Below are 16,964 nucleotides of genomic sequence, written 5' to 3' on the forward strand. Positions count from 1 at the left end.
ATTAAGCCGGACGCGCTTTAAGCGTTCGGCCTGTCTGTTATTCCCTTTAGATAATTTAATGTTCAGTTCGGTTGGAGATAAAGCCGTGCTTAAGCGTGCATTCAGGTTTTGTAAAACCTCGGTTTGTCCGTCAAACCCAATTTTTCAGGAAGCGGGGCAGCAAATGCTGATTGATCCCGTGGAGCTTAGTATTTTACTGAATAGGCTTGAATTCAGTGAGTCAAAAGAAGCGTTAATTGAAAAACGAATTCGAGTTGGAGCATCCGCCGTTCTACGTAATGTGAAAACAATGGAGCAGGTAAAGGTTAGGTTGGTTCCACCAGAGCTGGCGGATACCGACAACTATCTAGTGTCTTTTATTTCTCCCTTAGGCTCGACATTGCTTGGGCTTCGCGTAGGAGATATTGCAACAGTTATCGTTAAAGATATATCAATAAAGTGGGAAGTCCTGACGGTAAATCAAAATCGTCCCGCATCTGATAATGCTTAGAAATGAATTTAACGGAGGGTAGTGCCTTGGAGTAACTTAGTTGTGCAAAGTGCGGATTAATTTAAACATTTGAACAGATAAGGTGAATCCAATGAGTAAAGAAAAACAAAAGAAAAAACCACAATTAACATTGAAAGAAAAACGAAAAGAAAAGAAGAAAAAGAAACTTGATGAGTAGACTTAAAGGGCTCTCCGGAGCCCTTTTTTATGGGAGAGAATATGAATACTAGACCTAACATCGTTATTTCATGTGTCGATATGGCAGTTATTGAGCATCATTTAGATGAGACGCGTTTGCCTCGGGAGTTTTTGGATGAGTTAGAAGTTGAGCTGGCTCGCGCCAAAATTGTTGAGCCGAATGTTATGCCGGCCAATGTTGCTTGTCTGAATCGGCAGGTGACCTTTAAGGTTTTAGAAACAGGGAAAGTGTTTACTAAAACTCTGACTGCACCTGATCAGGTAGATAAATATGATGACAGCTTATCGGTTTTTGCTCCTTTAGGGGCGGCGCTTATTGGTCTTTCCGTAGGGCAATCTATTCAATGGAAAACAAATCGTGGTTTACAGTCAGTTGAGATTGTTCATGTCGCGAGTTAGATTACTCGCTTATAGAGTAATGTTCGACCTAGCGGCTTTAATCAAGTGAGTTTGAACATAATTGACCGTTCGATATCCACTATTGTCTGTTGGCAGACTTAATAAGGAGAGTTTTATGGCGCATGGCGTAGGAATTGCGAAGTTAGACGAGGCGCTCGGGGCGTTGGAAGATATGACTGAAGGTGTTAAGCCTATTACACTGGAAGAGTACCAGCAGCGCGTTGCTAAGGCACAGCAATTGATGCAGGAAAAAGGCATCAGCGCTATGTATTTAAACGCAGGTACTAACCTGGAATATTTTACCGGCTTGAAGTGGTACCCCAGTGAACGTTTGGTCGGCGCCGTTATCCCGGTTAAGGGAAATGTCACCTTAATAGCGCCCGCGTTTGAAGTCGGTTCATTAACCCAGGCTATGATACTGCCCATGGATACGGTTTTGTGGGACGAACATGAATCACCTTATGAACGGTTGCTGAACTTTTTAGCGGAGCATTTTTCTGATGGCTATAAATTGGCGTTGGATGAGTCCACACCATACAGCGTTGTAGCGAAGCTGGAAGAGCGCAAGCCAGCTGAAACAATGTGTGACGCAAAAGTCATTACCGCTGCCTGTCGTATGCATAAGTCGCCCGCAGAGCTGGCGTTAATTCAGACGGCTATGGATATGACCATGGCCGTGCACAGAGCCACCGGTGCCATGCTGCACGAGGGCGTAACCGCTTCTGAAGTTAGAGGTTTTATTAATGAAGCACACCGAAAGGTGGGCGCGTCTGGGTCGTTTTTCTGTATTGTGCTGTTTGGTAAAGGAACCAGCTACCCGCACGGTGTTAATTACGAGCAGAAGCTGGAGAAAAACGACTGGGTGCTTATTGATACCGGTTGCAAGCTGCACGGGTATCACTCTGATATCACCCGTACTTACCCCTTTGGCAACGCGACTGAAGAGCAACAGACGTTCTGGCAGTATGAACGAGACTTACAGCAGGCTGTTTTTGATGCGGCTCATATAGGTAAAACCTGCGAATCGGTTGATGACGCAGTTCGGGTTAAATTGAGCGAACTGGGTTTAAAAGCCGATTATCAATTACCCGGTGTACCGCACAGAACAGGCCATGGTATCGGTATGGACTTGCATGAATGGCCGTATTTAGTCGGTGGGGACAAGACCGAATTGGCACCGGGAATGTGCTTCAGTAATGAACCTATGGTAATTAACCCGGAAAAGTTTGGCGTGCGCCTGGAAGACCACTTTTATATGAGCGAAGAGGGGGCTTTTTGGTTTACCGAACCATCCCGCTCTGTGGATGACCCGTTTAACCTTCTGTGAGCGCATGTAGCCTGACATTTATGTCAGGTGAGATATCGCACCTGATGTGAACATCAGGCTACTGGTACAAAACTGGCACAATGGCTAAAATGCAAAAAGCCCCGCACTTGCGTGCAGGGCTTGAGAATGCTTGGTGCCGGAGGCGGAATCGATAAGATCTAATAACTTATTGTTTTATAGTGGATAAAAAATATTAAGATTCAAGCGTGTTACTTACCTTGTTACTAAAACTTCAGCTTTAGTTTTTTGATTGAAAGCTTTTTCACAAATGAATCTTTTAACTTTTTGGCTATGCCCAATACTCGCTTAACACGTTGAACATAGCTATAGTGGTCTGCAACTTGTGAACGTGTAGTGGCAAATAAATTCGGGTAAGCGGATTAAATGGTTGATCTTACCTTTGCATGAGAGTGAGACAGACCGGCATCTCATCGGATTATCTGGTTGATGCTTCACCTACTGCTGGTGCATGTTTCCTTCGCTAATTCCAGCAAGAACCCCACACGCCTCAACTTCCCGGTCATCGTTGCAACTCGCTCTCAGTGAAACGAGTTGTTTCTCAAGCGCTTGCAGAGCGGTTATCTGCGACCGCACATGAGAGATGTGATCATCGAGCAAGGCGTTGACGGCGGTACAAGGCTGATGAGGGTCGTCCTGATAGCTCTGTAGTTCGTGAATCTCAGCCAGTGACAGGCCCAGGATTCTGCAGCGACGGATGAAGGCCAGCCCCTCACCATGCTTCTCGGTATAGACACGGTAACCGTTGTCCTGCCGATCAGGCGGCGGCAACAAGCCCTGCTGTTCATAGAAGCGGATCGTCTGTGTTTCGACCCCTACCAACTGCGCCAACTGACCAATGCGCATCAGCCTCCTCCCCAACGGATTCTTTACTCTATTGACCTTATAGTAGCTTTATAGTTTAAAATGGTACCACAACATTGTTCAAGTGGAGTCGTATCATGAGCAAATCCTGTGGTGGCGCCTGTGGCGGTGATGCAACGTCCGCAGCGGATACCGATATACAGGCCTCCTCCGAGGCGCCAGGGAGATGGGTCAGTGTTTATGCCGTGCCGAAGATGGACTGTCCATCAGAAGAACGAATGATTCGCCTAGCCCTGAACGGCTTTGAGGAGATTCGGGCGCTGTCCTTCGACTTGTCGAACCGCCGGCTGAAGGTCGTGCATGACGGCGAGGTCGAGCCCGTCACCTCGAAACTGAAGACCTTGGGGCTAGGCGCCTCGCTTCAGGAAACCGTCGCTGCAAATCCGGAGACCACCAAGGCCGCCGAGTTTTCGGCAGCTTCTGCTAAGCAAGAATCCGGGACCCTGCGCTGGTTGCTCGGCATCAATGCACTTCTGTTCGTGGTGGAAATGACTGCCGGTCTGATCGCCCAGTCCACCGGCCTGATTGGAGAATCCCTGGACAATTTTGCCGATGCGGCGGTGTACGGGCTTGCCCTTTATGCGGTTGGACATAGCGTGAAAATGCAGGTACGTGCCGCGCATCTTGCTGGTGTACTGCAACTGATCTTGGCTGTGGGCGTGCTCGTAGAGGTGGTGAGACGCTTTGTATTCGGTAGTGAGCCTGAATCGCTGGTGATGATGGCTATCGCATTCGTCGCATTGATTGCCAATACCAGTTGTCTGCTGCTCATATCCAAACATCGGGAAGGCGGGGCGCACATGAAGGCAAGCTGGATATTCTCGGCCAACGACGTGGTGATCAACCTGGGGGTCATCACCGCCGGCGCCCTGGTCGCGTGGACCGGTTCCAATTATCCGGATCTGATTATCGGCACCATCGCGGGGGGCATTGTACTTAACGGTGCCAGACGCATTTTGGCGTTGAAGGGTTAAATAATGCTCATTATTGGCAAAAAGCTCTCGCCGTATGCCCTATTGTCCATATCGGGCCTGCTGGCAACGTCTGATCAGGCTGTAAAGTGGCTGGTGCAGCAATCAATGGCCTATGGCGAGTATGTTTCGGTGACCCCGTTCTTTAACTGGGTGCACCTATGGAACACCGGTGCCGCATTCAGTCTTTTTGCGAATGGTGGAGGCTGGCAGCGCTACTTTTTTATCGGAATCGCGGTAGTGGTCTCGATTTTTTTGATCAAGCTGATCCTTGAAAATCGTCATAAAGGAGAAGCCATCGCTTACAGTCTTATCCTCGGTGGCGCCATGGGCAACCTGATTGACCGGGTCTTTCGCGGCTATGTTGTGGATTCCTTTGATTTCTATTGGCGAGACTGGCATTGGCCGGCCTTCAACCTGGCTGATATTGCAATTGTCCTCGGTGCCTTACTTTTCGTTTCCAGCAGCTTGTTGGGTAAAAAAGCAAACACCAATGCCGAGTCGGATGGATCTGACTGACACCTACGCCTATACAACACCATGACCGAACTTCCCGACAACATCCTTCACCTGCCGCAATACCAAGTACTGGGCTGCAAATCAACCGACGACGAAATGCACTTCCAGGTGGACGTGCCCGATCCCATCGCCTGCGAGGAATGCGGCGTGCAGGGTGAGTTCGTACGGTTCGGCAAGCGTGACGTTCCCTATCGTGATCTGCCCATCCACGGCAAGCGGGTCACTCTCTGGGTGGTCCGCCGCCGATACACCTGCCGGGCCTGCAAGACAACATTCAGGCCCCAGCTACCGGAGATGGTGGACGGATTCCGTATGACACTGCGGCTGCATGAGTACGTGGAGAAGGAATCCTTCAACCACCCCTACACCTTTGTGGCGGCACAGACCGGCCTGGACGAGAAGACGGTGCGCGACATCTTCAACGCCCGCGCCGAGTTCCTGGGGCGCTGGCACCGCTTCGAGACGCCCCGCATCCTGGGCATTGACGAGCTATACCTGAACAAGCGCTACCGCTGCATTCTGACCAACATTGAGGAGCGAACCCTGCTCGACCTGCTGGCCACCCGCCGCCAGGACGTGGTGACCAACTACCTGATGAAGCTGAAAGACCGGCAGAAGGTCGAGATCGTCAGCATGGACATGTGGAACCCCTACCGGGCAGCGGTCAAGGCTGTGCTGCCCCAGGCCCGTATCGTGGTCGATAAGTTCCATGTGGTGCGCATGGCCAACGATGCCCTAGAGAGAGTGCGCAAGGGCCTCAGAAAGGAGCTGAAACCGTCCCAGAGCCGGACTCTCAAGGGAGACCGGAAAATCCTGCTGAAACGCGCTCACGAAGTCTCAGACCGGGAGCGCCTCATCATGGAGACCTGGACAGGCGCGTTCCCGCAACTGCTGGCCGCCTACGAGCACAAGGAGCGCTTCTACGGCATCTGGGACGCCACCACACGGCTCCAGGCAGAAGCCGCCCTGGACGAGTGGATAGCCACCATCCCGAAGGGCCAAAAGGAAGTCTGGAGCGATCTGGTCAGGGCAGTGGGAAACTGGCGCGAAGAGACCATGACCTACTTCGAGACGGACATGCCCGTCACCAACGCTTACACGGAGTCCATCAACCGACTGGCCAAGGACAAGAACCGTGAAGGGCGCGGTTACTCCTTCGAGGTGATGCGGGCACGAATGCTCTACACCACGAAGCACAAGAAGAAGGCACCGACTGCGAAGGTCTCTCCTTTCTACAAGAAAACCATCGGTTACGGACTGCCGGACTTCGCAGAGGAACTCAACTACGGAGTCGATCTATCAACCATCTGAGGGTGGTATCAGATTGATGGGGTGAAGGTGCCCCATCAACCATTAAATCCGTATACCCAAACTAATAAAGAGGCGAAGAGTGCTTTCCGCCTCCAAGCTTCATCAGACGGTTATTGTGCAGTTCTAGACGAAAAGCTTTGGTTAAACAGCCGTACACCAACCTCTTCCAAAGCCGCTCTAACGCTCTCAACAACGTCAGGTTCGATCGACAGACCATTGGCATACACACCTTTATCGAACGTTAAAACAGCTCCGTACGCTTTCGCTGTGGACGCTGCCCGTTTAATGCCTTCACTATCAATCGCAGAGTCATCAGTGATGTGATGACGGATTTGGTAGGACGTGATGACATAACCCCGCTCATCAAGCAAGAGCAGGCCAAGTGGGCTTGCTGACATAGCGTTAGGAAAGTCTGACTCTGACCTTAAGCATCCAGTGTTTTGCTGGCGCTCTCGCAGTTGCGGTAAAAGTGCCAGTGCTGTTATTGCTGCCTTAATTCCCAGCACTACCCACTTTCTCGATGCCGGTGTCTTAAATATTGCCGCCATAAAGGTTTACTCCAGTATTTGGTTACAAGTGAATTAGCGCTAAAGAAGACCGCGCTCAGAGAATGACACGCACTCTTTGCCGACAACGATGTGGTCTTTCACCTCAACGTCGATAACAGCCAGGGCCTTTTGCAAGCGCTCAGTAAGACGGATATCCGCATTGGAAGGTTCAGCCTCTCCCGAGGGGTGGTTATGTGACAGTACGAGTGAAGATGCTTTAGTTTCGAGGGCAGCTCGCACCACTTCGCGGGGATAAACACTGGCCGCATTAATGGTGCCGTAGAACAGCTCCCTGTATTCAATGAAGTGGCCCTTTTCATCCAGGAAGATGATGCTGAATACCTCACGCTCGTAGTGCGCCAGCTTATACGTCAGGAAATCCTTAATGACGTTCGGGTTGTAAGGCTCTTGTCCTCGTAAATGGCGCTCTTCCAGGATCTGGCTGGCGCGATGAAAAACGTCTCGCTCAGCTTCATTGTTGGCTGATGAGTAACAGCCTTTATCAAGTGTGTGCATTGTTAACCTCCTAATTTGGTAAATGCACAGCAGTGATATAGGTCTGAAATCTGATGGGCTCTTAACTATCGCAATAAAACATTACGGCTCCGACCGATGCTTTGAGAACAAGCACGATCAATCAACACATCTGAAACTTGGAGTCATCATGTATAATCCTTTTACCTTTGACGCAAAGCATATCGAACTCATTCACAATCACTTTCACGACGACCCTTACTACATTAAAAGGGATGCGTTGGAGTCTGCAGTAAAACAAGCGTCCAACGAAATTTGGAATAATCCGACATATGGAGCTTTTGAAGCGGCAGGTGTTTACGCGTACCAGCTCATTCGCTCAAACGCTTTTGGTAGACAAAGCGGTGATACTGCTTTGGTCTGCGCCCTGCTATTCCTTCGGCTATACGGTCACGGTTTTGTCTGTACACAGCAGTATCTTTACAATTTCGTCGAGCGACATGCAGACCCTGAAACTATGGCTATCTGCCTTTCCGGTGCTTATGCCGGAGCTGAAAGCTATGTTGAGTCTCTCCATCTTCAACGGCCTCATGTGCCTATGGACATTGCTGATATAGCTCTCGATGAAGACATGGCTGTGTCGCTTACTTCCGCTATAAAAATGGCTTATGACGTAAACGGAGACTACGGGGCTTGCCAAAAAATAAAGAAACCTAGGTTAAGTGGCCGCAGAAAGCGTTGGGTCAGATTAGCTGATTTATAAAACTCAGGATGCAAAACGGCTGTACCCTAGCAGTACAGCCGCCCAATCATAATAGCCCCCGCTCAGCAAGCGAGACGACCTCATCAGTTACTAGCATGCAGTCCAATAGTGACACGTCAATCAGGTTCAGGGCCGACTTTAGCGTTGATAACTCATGTTCTTTGTCAGAATGATTCAGCTCTTTAGAAGGTGAGAAGTAACTGACAATAACTGCCGCTGCATTAACCTTGAGAACTTCGCGGTACACCATTGAAGCTGCCAGTTCTTCGCCCTCTTCAAACTCAACATTGTCAATTAGCCGGTGTTGGCTATCTAGTAGCAGTAAACCCGCGACTTCTGTTGAGCACTGCTGATAGCTCCCCTGGACGAACTCTTTAACCATTGAAGGCTCGGTAAAGCCCTCTCCCTGTTTAAATCGTGACTGGATTAGGAGATACGCTTTGTCCAACAACTCTCGCTCTGAGTTGAACTCAGCGCTTTTATCACTTGTGATTTGCTTGTGCATATGGATTCCTTAAGTATTAATGTATCGATGCACAGCGGTAATATAGGTCTCAAATTCTCAGGGTTGGTTGTTTATAATTATTCGTTACAGCTCGCACTAATCCTTTGAAACAAACCGAACAGAGGAAATCATCATGAGATTTTTAAGAATAAACGAAGTGAGAGAGCGCATAGGGCTTGGTAGAACGTCAATCTATAAAATGGTCAACGAAGGCACCTTCCCTAAGCCGGTTCGAGTTTTAGGAAAAAAAGTAGCCTGGGTAGATTCAGAAGTCGATGAGTGGATGTTAGAGCGCATAGCCGAACAACGTAGCGATACCATATCCGCAGTTAACTGCTAATTTATCTTCTAAACGGCGGCTTTCAAGCCGCCTTTATTTTTTCCCTCGCTAACATTCGCACTCAAAAAGGCTTGTAGAGAGCGTTGCAGGCTTACATCTAATCTAAAAAATTACAGCCCTACATCATCCTCTGACACTAAGAGGAGAAGCACTATGAAATTAATGAAAGTCAAAGAAGTCATGCACGTAACCAGCCTAGCCCGCCCTACTATTTACAAGTACATGGCCAAAGGACAATTCCCAAAACCGGTATCTTTAGGTGGCCGAGCCGTGGCATGGGTAGCAGATGAAATTGATGACTGGATTATGCAGTGCATTGCTGAGCGTGATGCGGAAAGTGATATAGAGGCTGATTAAAAACAAAAGAAGAAGCCTAATCGGCTTCTTCTTTATTTAGCACGAAGACACGCCATTATTTTTTTGATGGTGGGTTGTTACTACGACCTTTACCGCTAGGCCCACCAGTTTTGCTCGGTCCATTTTTAAGTCCCATCATAATCTCCTTTTAAGTTATTTAGTTAGCCAGCTAATAAGTTGAAACTGACTGTTTACACGGACCAAATTTTAGTTTTGATCCGCACTCTGGGTTCGATATACAGCTTATCGATTTATCTTTACTACGTATTTCCGTCGTCAATTTTTTAGCGAAATTAGGGGGTACTGCAGCTTCAACGACGCCACCACCAGGGCCAAAGTTTGCGCGATTAAAAAGGGCCACATTCCAGCCTAGTTCTTTTTTGTCTACTGAGATGGCAACTCCCCCTTCTTCGCCATTCACGTCCGTTATATTGTTACCCTGCAACCACTCATTCAAAGTTGCTTGAAAATCTTCAGCATTAAGAAAGTGTTGTTCGCCGACATAGCTTTCAAAGTCGTTAGGCTTAAACTTATGGAACACAACCAGCCAACCTGGTTTATGGCAGTAGCTAAACTGTTTTATACCGTTAATAGTTACGTTATCCGTAACACTCATGCGTAAGCGCTCGACTGCTAACTCAAGTTGAAGCTCTGCGGAATCATTCGATTCAATGTAAGTAATTCCGGTATCATCGGGGTATCCGGCTTTAACGCTCCAGTAGTTTTTGATGCCACTCTCTAGTTGACACAGTTCGAGACTGAGTGACGTCGCTTTAAAATCTATCGAAATCTCCAAATCACTTTGATCAAGTTTGTAACTCAGTATCCCGGCTGCGGCGATAACGCCGTCTATAAACTCAGAGAGAGACGCATGAATGTTTATTGCTGCAGGATTTGTTAGGCTTGCATTTCGAGTACTTAACCAGCAAACATCATTTTGATTCAGCAAGTCTTCGGGTTCGCAATCCAACGCTTTAGCTATAGCTTTTACACTTTTAGCTCTCACTGGTTCACCCTGCTTAGCACGGATCAAAGTTCGTTCACTAAAACTCCCTTCGTAACATATCGCCGAGTGGTATTGCCCTTTTAACCTTGCATTCAGTGCCTTGCTTATGTCGTATGACTTGTTATCTGCCAACTTCATTTTCTAATCCTTTAGTTTGTTTTATTAAGCGAAGGTCAGCTTATTCGATGGCATTAACGATAGAAAGCACTTAAAGGTGACAGTGAACTGACAGTAGTTAACGAGGTAGCCAAGATACTATATTTGTTGCGGCCAAAAACTGCCGCACCAATCGATTAACCTACTGGCAGTGACATCGGATTTATCCGTGGCATAATGACCACAACTTAAGGACGATATAATAATCAACAGGGTGTGCAGTGAATACCGAAAACTACTCTCAAACCGCTTCCTTTATCTGGTCGGTGGCAGACCTGCTGCGTGGGCATTTCAAACAATCTCAGTACGGACGGGTGATATTGCCCTTTACCCTTTTACGTCGCTTAGAGTGCGTTTTAGCGCCGAATAAACAAAAGGTACTAGAAGCCGCAAAACAGCACCAGAACAAACCCGACGCAGTGCGTGAGCAGTTATTGCTACGCGAGTCACAGAACGACTTCTACAACGCTTCGTCTTTGACTCTGGCAACCTTGTCAGATACTCAAACAGCGGAAGACTTAATCTCTTACGTACAGTCATTTAGCAGCTCTGCCCGTGAGATATTCGAGCACTTTAACTTTGAAGAGTTTGTGCTGAAACTGGCTGAAGCTGACCTTCTGTATCAGATCACTCAGCAATTCGGCTCTAAGATAGACTTATCAACCGACAATATCTCTAACTACGGCATGGGCCTTATCTTTGAAGAGCTCATCCGCAAGTTTGCTGAAAGCTCAAACGAGACCGCCGGTGAGCACTTTACCCCACGTGACTGTGTGCATGCAGCAACCTCGTTATTGATGACTGGCCAGGAAGAAGTGCTTTCACCTAACAGCATCATTACCATTTATGATCCAACGGCAGGCACCGGTGGCTTCCTGTCAGAATCTGAAGAGTATATTCAGTCCATCAGTGAAAAGGTTACCGTTAAGCTGTTTGGCCAGGAGCTCAATTCAGAGTCCTATGCCATCTGCAAAGCAGACATGATGATCAAAAGCCAGGAAGTCGACAATATAAAGCTGGGTAACACGCTGTCGAACGATCAGCTGGCGCATGAAAAATTTAAATACATGCTGGCAAACCCACCATTTGGCGTCGACTGGAAAGCCTCACAACGTGTCGTTAACGACGAGCACAAAGTAAAAGGCTTCGATGGTCGCTTTGGTCCAGGATTACCCCGTGTTTCTGACGGTTCACTGCTTTTTTTGTTGCATCTGGTCAGCAAAATGCGGGACACACGTAATGGTGGCTCGCGTATCGGTATTATCTTAAACGGCAGTCCGTTGTTTACCGGCTCTGCAGGCAGTGGTGAATCGGAAATCCGTCGTTACCTGCTGCAAAATGATTTGGTCGAAGCCATCGTTGCCCTTCCCTCGGATATGTTCTTTAACACCGGCATCAGTACCTATATCTGGATCTTATCCAATGCGAAAAAGCCGGAGCGTAAAGGCAAGCTACAGTTGATTGACGGCAGTGACGCCTTTGCCAAAATGCGTAAATCACTCGGCAGCAAGCGCAAATACCTAACCGAAGAAAACATCAACGAGTTGGTGCGTTTATACGGTGCCGTGGAGGAAACCAAAAACAGTAAAGTCTTCCCTAACGAAGCCTTTGGTTACCGCCGTGTCACCATCGAACGACCGTTACGGCTTAACTTCCAGGCTAGTGAAGAACGTGTCGCTCGGTTAGATGACGAAAAGGCATTGCAAAAGCTTAAAGCCGAAGACTTTAGCCAACTGAAACAGGCCATTCAGCAAATTGACGCTGATACCCTGTTCATTAATCGTGATGACTTTACTAGAACACTAAACGCCCAACTAAAAGTAAGCGACTTAAATCTAACCGCCGCACAACTAAAAGCTGTGCTCAATGCCTTGAGCGAGCGCGACAGCGACGCTGATGTCTGTGCCGACAAAAAAGGTAATCCAGAAGCTGATTCCGGCTTACGCGACTACGAGAACGTACCGCTGACAGACGACATATACGAATACTTTGAGCGTGACGTCAAACCGCACGTACCTGACGCCTGGATAGACGAGAGCAAGCGCGACGAGCAAGACGGCGAAATCGGTATCGTGGGCTTTGAAATTCCGTTCAACCGTCACTTTTATGTGTTCGAGCCCCCTCGCCCACTCGAGGAGATCGACGCAGACCTCAAGCAATGCACCGACAAGATCAAGCAGATGATTGAGGAGCTGTCGGCGTGAATAAACCTATTCATGAATCAGAAACTCGAACAGTTCGAGACCTAAAAGAGTTACTTCCAGAACGTTGGAAACTCATTAAGTTAAAGTTAGTTTGCAACATTGAGACGGGGTTTGCATTTCCTTCAGAGGTTTTTGGCGAAACCGGTACTCCAGTTATTAGGATTACAGATATAAAAAATAGAGAAATTAACTTATCTGAAATTAAGCGTGTCGATGACCTGCTCCTAAAATCAAAGCCAAAACGCCCAAGCGTAAATAAAGGCGATATCATCATGGCAATGACAGGTGCCACCATTGGTAAGGTTGGATATTACAATAGCGACAAACCTAGTTATTTAAATCAACGTGTGTGTCGGTTCATTCCAGCAAGTATTGATAGAGGATACCTTTGGCACACGTTAAATAGCGAAATCTATAAAAAATACATCGAACTCGAAGCGTTTGGGGGGGCACAGGCCAACATATCTGACTCCCAACTACTGAACTTTCCGGCTCCGCTGCCAGAATTAGAGGCAGAACAACAAAAAATAGCCCAGTTCCTCGACTACGAAACGGCAAAAATTGATGCACTGATTGACGAGCAAAAGCGGTTGATTGAGTTGCTTAAAGAAAAGCGTCAGGCGGTTATCAGTCATGCAGTTACCAAAGGGCTTAACCCAGACGCACCGATGAAAGACTCTGGTATTGAGTGGCTTGGAGAAGTTCCTGAGCACTGGGAAATTAAAAAGCTAAAGTTCTGTTCTCGCATGCTAAGTGATAAAGGTAAAGACAATACAAACGCGATTAGTCTCGAAAATATCGAGAATGGAACCGGTGCTTTTATCAAAACTGAGTCTAACTTTGATCAAGAGGGTGTTTTATTTGAACCACTGGATATTTTATTCGGAAAGCTTAGACCTTACCTGGCAAAAGTCTATCTAGCTAGAGAGCATGGCTCTGCTCTAGGTGATATTCTTGTTTTCAGAGCAAATAAAGATATAAGCCCAGAATTCTTATTCTTTAGATTGATTTCACAGGAATTTATTAGACAAGTGGATCAATCAAGCTACGGTAGTAAGATGCCAAGAGCCAATCCTGAGTTGATAAAAAGTCTGCAGATTGCTGTGCCACCAATCGAAGAGCAAGTAAAAGTTTCTGACTACTTAGCCAACCTACAGTTTAACAAAATAATGCCTTCGGTTATTAACGCATCATCTCTAGTAAAACTGCTTGAAGAACGCCGTTCAGCGCTAATCTCAGCTGCCGTTACCGGCAAAATTGATGTGCGCGACTGGCAACCGCCTGCAGGTTCCGATACAGTGGATTCAAACGCGTCAGTGCAAACGGAGAGGCATTATGGCTGACACCAAAGAGCGTCAGTTTCAGACGGACATACTTAACAGCCTGGAAAAAGACGGCTGGTTAATTGGCTCCGCAGCTAATTATGATAAAGCCAACGCGGTGTATACCGAAGACTTAATCGATTTCGTGAAAGACGCCTATCCTGACCGTTGGGAGCGCTTTTGTAAGTCTAACCCCGGTGACCCGGAAAAACTTTTAGTTCACGCCGCCGTTAAAGGCATGACCCGCGACGGCGCACTTCACGTGTTGCGTCACGGCTTTAAAGCCATTGGCGGCACGATTAAAGTCTGCGCCTTTCGCCCCGACCATGGCATGAACCCCGATACTGAGCGCCGCTATCAGGCCAATCGCTTGCGAGTGGTTGAGGAAGTCTCCTACTCGCCCCATGCCCACGAAGGCGACTATAACCCACGCATCGACCTGGTATTTTTTGTCAACGGCATTCCAACCGCCACCATGGAGCTAAAAAGCGAGTTTAAGCAGACCGTTGAACACGCCAAGCGCCAGTATAAATTCGACCGTCCAGTTAAAGACCCTGTGACCCGCAAGCCAGAGCCGTTATTAACGTTCAAGCGCGGTGCACTGGTGCATTTTGCGGTCAGTCAGGACGAAGTGGCTATGACCACCAAGTTAGCCGGTAAGGAAACTTTCTTTTTACCATTTAACTTAGGAAAAGAAGACGGCGCTGCCGGTAACCCGCAATCGACATCTGAAAATAGCTACGCCACCAGTTACCTGTGGGAACGGCTGTTGAATAAAGACGCCTGGCTAAAAGTCATCGGCCGCTTTATGCACCTGGAAGTTGAAGAAAAAGAAAACTTCGACGGGCGCACACAGAAAAAAGAAACGCTGATATTCCCCCGCTACCATCAGTGGGACGTAGTGAATCAGCTTATCGATACCACACGCCGTGAAGGCCCCGGCAGTAAGTATCTTATTCAGCATAGTGCAGGCTCGGGCAAATCCAATTCAATTGCCTGGACAGCTCACCAGCTATCATCGCTCTACGCTGACGACGGCTCTAAGCTGTTTAACTCCATTGTGGTGGTCACCGACCGCACGGTACTCGATTCGCAGTTACAAAACACCATTCGGCAATTTGAGCACGCCGACGGTGTGGTGCGGGCCATTACCCGCGATGTCGGCAATAAAAGTAAGTCTGAACAGCTAGCAGAAGCGTTGCAGGAGCAGGTTCGCATTATTGTCGTGACCATCCAGACCTTCCCAGCGTTGTACGATGCCATTGATAAGTACCCTGCTCTGCAAGCCGGTAATTACGCGATCATTGCGGACGAAGCCCATTCGTCACAAACCGGTGCATCTGCCAGTAAGCTAAAAGCACTGCTAGGCTCTGACCGTCCTGAAGGCGATGATATCAGCGCTGAAGAGCTGTTAGACGCCGCCGTTCAGGCGCGGATGCCAAACGAGCGTATCAGCTACTACGCATTTACCGCGACACCAAAAGGTAAAACTCTTGAACTGTTCGGTCGTCCGGATGACCCACATTCGCCCATTAGCGACGACAACAAGCCCAAAGCGTTTCATGTGTATTCTATGCGTCAGGCCATTGAAGAAGGCTTTATCCTTGATGTCCTAAAAAACTACACCACCTACGCCACAGCCTGGAAGATTGCTCACCCCGAGGGTGAGGACAAAGAAGTCGACAGTAAAAAGGCACGCATTAAGCTGGCTAAGTGGGTTCGGTTGCATCCTTACAACATCAACCAGCGCGTTGAAATCATCGTCGAGCATTTTCGGGAAAACGTCCGTCATTTGCTAAACGGCCAGGCCAAAGCCATGGTCGTCACCGGCAGCCGACAGGAAGCAGTACGTTATCAGCTAGCGATGACCAGTTACATTATCGAGAAAGGCTACCAGGACGTGCATGCTCTGGTGGCTTTCTCCGGTGAGGTTCCGGCGGATGATTACATTACCGAGAGCGTGACCGAGTACGACAAAAAATTAAACCCAGGCTTAAATGGCCGCAAGCACGATAAAGCGCTCGACTCCGACGACTTTAACGTGATGATTGTGGCCAATAAGTACCAGACCGGTTTTGACCAACCTAAACTGTGCGCGATGTACGTTGATAAGAAGCTACAAGGCGTTGAATGTGTGCAAACGCTGTCGCGTTTAAACCGTACCTTTCCGGGTAAAGACCAGACCTTCGTGCTCGACTTCTTTAACAGCGAAGAAGACATACTGGAGTCATTCAAGCCCTATTACACGACCGCAGAGCTTGATTCAGTGACCGACCCGCACATTCTGTTCGACATTATGAGCAAGCTCGATGAAGAGCATATTTATGAATGGTCGGAAGTGGAGAAATTTGCCGAGGCGTTCTATGACCCGAATGCGCCTGCCTCGAAACTAGGTTATTACTGTAAACCCGCCAAAGAGCGCTTCATGGCACGGTATAACCTTGCCGTTGATACGCTAAAGCAAGCTAAAGATATGCTGAACCAGGCTCGGGTTTCAGGTGATAAGGTTAGCATTAATAAAGCCGAGGACTCGGTTAAAGCCGCCGGTGAAATGGTCGACCAACTCGACCTGTTCAAAAAGAATCTGAACAGTTACGTGCGGATGTACGAGTTCTTGTCGCAGATAACGCCGTACAACGACCATGAGCTCGAGTCGCTGTGCGTTTATGCCAAGAGTCTACTCCCGCTACTTCGGGTCGAACGCTTGGACGATGAAGATGATGTCGATATATCCGGAATGACACTGACGCATTACCGCACAACCAAGAAAGCTGAAAAGGAATTGAAGCTGGGTGAAGAAGACGGTGGCTACCTAAGCTCAGTTAAAGCCGTTGGCAGTGGCAAACCACACGATCCTGAAAAGAAAAAGCTGCAGGAGATCATCGATGCCTTGAACGACCTATTTGGTGCAGAAGTTGGTGACGAGCACAAACTTCGTTACGCCGAAGGTATAGCCGGACGCTTACGTGAAGACGATGAAATCATGGCTCAGGTCAACAAGCACTCAGAAAACGAAGTCATGCATGGCCTACTGCCACAGCGTCTATTAGACCGAGTTGTTGATTCGATGGATGATCACGAAAAGCTGTCGATGGAAGTGCTCGAAAATCCTGCTGTGCGGGATGGCTTTGCGAGGTTGATATTGAAGATGTTGGTTAGTTCCTCTACCACCGAGCCTAAAGGAATATAACT

Annotated in this window: 17 protein-coding genes; 12 read left to right on the top strand and 5 right to left on the bottom strand. The window is 48.1% G+C overall.

All coding sequences use genetic code 11. The features are described 5' to 3' along the window. Window positions 1-85: 85 nt before the first annotated feature. From IL_RS03180 to IL_RS03190, 3 genes are all read left to right on the top strand, one after another. The gene (locus tag IL_RS03180) at window positions 86-490 is read left to right on the top strand and encodes a GreA/GreB family elongation factor (RefSeq protein WP_158511966.1); all 405 of its coding nucleotides are present in this window, start codon (window positions 86-88) and stop codon (window positions 488-490) included. A gap of 219 nt (window positions 491-709) precedes the next feature. Beyond that, complete coding sequence (locus IL_RS03185) at window positions 710-1,087, top strand: GreA/GreB family elongation factor (RefSeq protein ID WP_324186825.1); 378 nt, start codon at window positions 710-712, stop codon at window positions 1,085-1,087. 115 nt (window positions 1,088-1,202) lie between these two features. Beyond that, window positions 1,203-2,414 (top strand): M24 family metallopeptidase, encoded by a 1,212-nt coding sequence (locus tag IL_RS03190; RefSeq protein WP_011233885.1) that lies wholly within the window; start codon window positions 1,203-1,205, stop codon window positions 2,412-2,414. Between the two features lie 456 nt (window positions 2,415-2,870). Here IL_RS03190 and cadR read toward each other — a convergent pair whose 3' ends face one another. Continuing rightward, window positions 2,871-3,278 (bottom strand): Cd(II)/Pb(II)-responsive transcriptional regulator, encoded by a 408-nt coding sequence (gene cadR / locus IL_RS03195; RefSeq protein WP_004364961.1) that lies wholly within the window; start codon window positions 3,276-3,278, stop codon window positions 2,871-2,873. Window positions 3,279-3,373: 95 nt separating this feature from the next. Between cadR and IL_RS03200 the strand changes: the two genes are divergently transcribed. The 3 genes from IL_RS03200 to IL_RS03210 are packed head-to-tail and all read left to right on the top strand — an operon-like array spanning window position 3,374 to window position 6,097. Further along, window positions 3,374-4,270: a cation transporter gene (locus IL_RS03200; RefSeq protein ID WP_011233886.1), complete on the top strand. Its 897-nt coding sequence runs from the start codon at window positions 3,374-3,376 to the stop codon at window positions 4,268-4,270. 3 nt (window positions 4,271-4,273) lie between these two features. Beyond that, window positions 4,274-4,786: a signal peptidase II gene (lspA, locus tag IL_RS03205; RefSeq protein WP_011233887.1), complete on the top strand. Its 513-nt coding sequence runs from the start codon at window positions 4,274-4,276 to the stop codon at window positions 4,784-4,786. 21 nt (window positions 4,787-4,807) lie between these two features. Beyond that, window positions 4,808-6,097, top strand: a complete 1,290-nt coding sequence (locus tag IL_RS03210; RefSeq protein WP_004574636.1) for an ISL3-like element ISPpu12 family transposase — start codon at window positions 4,808-4,810, stop codon at window positions 6,095-6,097. Between the two features lie 110 nt (window positions 6,098-6,207). Here the strand turns inward: IL_RS03210 and IL_RS03215 are convergent, their stop codons facing one another. Further along, the gene (locus IL_RS03215; RefSeq protein ID WP_011233888.1) at window positions 6,208-6,645 is read right to left on the bottom strand and encodes a hypothetical protein; all 438 of its coding nucleotides are present in this window, start codon (window positions 6,643-6,645) and stop codon (window positions 6,208-6,210) included. Window positions 6,646-6,684: 39 nt separating this feature from the next. Further along, window positions 6,685-7,161: a JAB domain-containing protein gene (locus tag IL_RS03220; protein WP_011233889.1), complete on the bottom strand. Its 477-nt coding sequence runs from the start codon at window positions 7,159-7,161 to the stop codon at window positions 6,685-6,687. Between the two features lie 148 nt (window positions 7,162-7,309). Between IL_RS03220 and IL_RS03225 the strand changes: the two genes are divergently transcribed. Then, complete coding sequence (locus IL_RS03225; RefSeq protein WP_011233890.1) at window positions 7,310-7,882, top strand: phage maintenance system killer protein Doc; 573 nt, start codon at window positions 7,310-7,312, stop codon at window positions 7,880-7,882. A 46-nt stretch (window positions 7,883-7,928) separates the two neighbouring features. Here IL_RS03225 and IL_RS03230 read toward each other — a convergent pair whose 3' ends face one another. Continuing rightward, the gene (locus tag IL_RS03230) at window positions 7,929-8,387 is read right to left on the bottom strand and encodes a JAB domain-containing protein (RefSeq protein WP_011233891.1); all 459 of its coding nucleotides are present in this window, start codon (window positions 8,385-8,387) and stop codon (window positions 7,929-7,931) included. A 133-nt stretch (window positions 8,388-8,520) separates the two neighbouring features. On the opposite strand from IL_RS03230, the gene IL_RS03235 reads away from it, so the two are divergent. After that, on the top strand, window positions 8,521-8,727 hold the full coding sequence (locus IL_RS03235; protein ID WP_011233892.1) for a helix-turn-helix transcriptional regulator: 207 nt from the start codon (window positions 8,521-8,523) through the stop codon (window positions 8,725-8,727). A 153-nt stretch (window positions 8,728-8,880) separates the two neighbouring features. Next, complete coding sequence (locus IL_RS03240) at window positions 8,881-9,084, top strand: helix-turn-helix transcriptional regulator (protein ID WP_011233893.1); 204 nt, start codon at window positions 8,881-8,883, stop codon at window positions 9,082-9,084. A gap of 169 nt (window positions 9,085-9,253) precedes the next feature. On the opposite strand, the gene IL_RS03245 is transcribed toward IL_RS03240, so the two are convergent. Further along, window positions 9,254-10,228 (bottom strand): helix-turn-helix domain-containing protein, encoded by a 975-nt coding sequence (locus IL_RS03245; RefSeq protein ID WP_011233894.1) that lies wholly within the window; start codon window positions 10,226-10,228, stop codon window positions 9,254-9,256. A gap of 239 nt (window positions 10,229-10,467) precedes the next feature. Here IL_RS03245 and IL_RS03250 point away from each other — a divergent pair, with 239 nt between their 5' ends. From IL_RS03250 to IL_RS03260, 3 genes are read left to right on the top strand one after another with little or no spacing between them, the layout of a single operon-like run. Beyond that, window positions 10,468-12,450 carry a type I restriction-modification system subunit M gene (locus IL_RS03250; RefSeq protein ID WP_011233895.1) on the top strand — a complete coding sequence of 661 codons (1,983 nt, stop codon included), beginning with the start codon at window positions 10,468-10,470 and terminating at the stop codon, window positions 12,448-12,450. Further along, complete coding sequence (locus tag IL_RS03255; RefSeq protein ID WP_011233896.1) at window positions 12,447-13,793, top strand: restriction endonuclease subunit S; 1,347 nt, start codon at window positions 12,447-12,449, stop codon at window positions 13,791-13,793. Before IL_RS03250 ends, IL_RS03255 begins: the two co-directional genes overlap by 4 nt. Continuing rightward, entirely contained in the window at window positions 13,786-16,962 is a 3,177-nt protein-coding gene (locus IL_RS03260) for a type I restriction endonuclease subunit R (protein WP_011233897.1), read from the top strand. Before IL_RS03255 ends, IL_RS03260 begins: the two co-directional genes overlap by 8 nt. Window positions 16,963-16,964: the final 2 nt, after the last annotated feature.

This window comes from Idiomarina loihiensis L2TR (assembly GCF_000008465.1).
GTDB classification, from domain to species: Bacteria; Pseudomonadota; Gammaproteobacteria; order Enterobacterales; family Alteromonadaceae; genus Idiomarina; species Idiomarina loihiensis.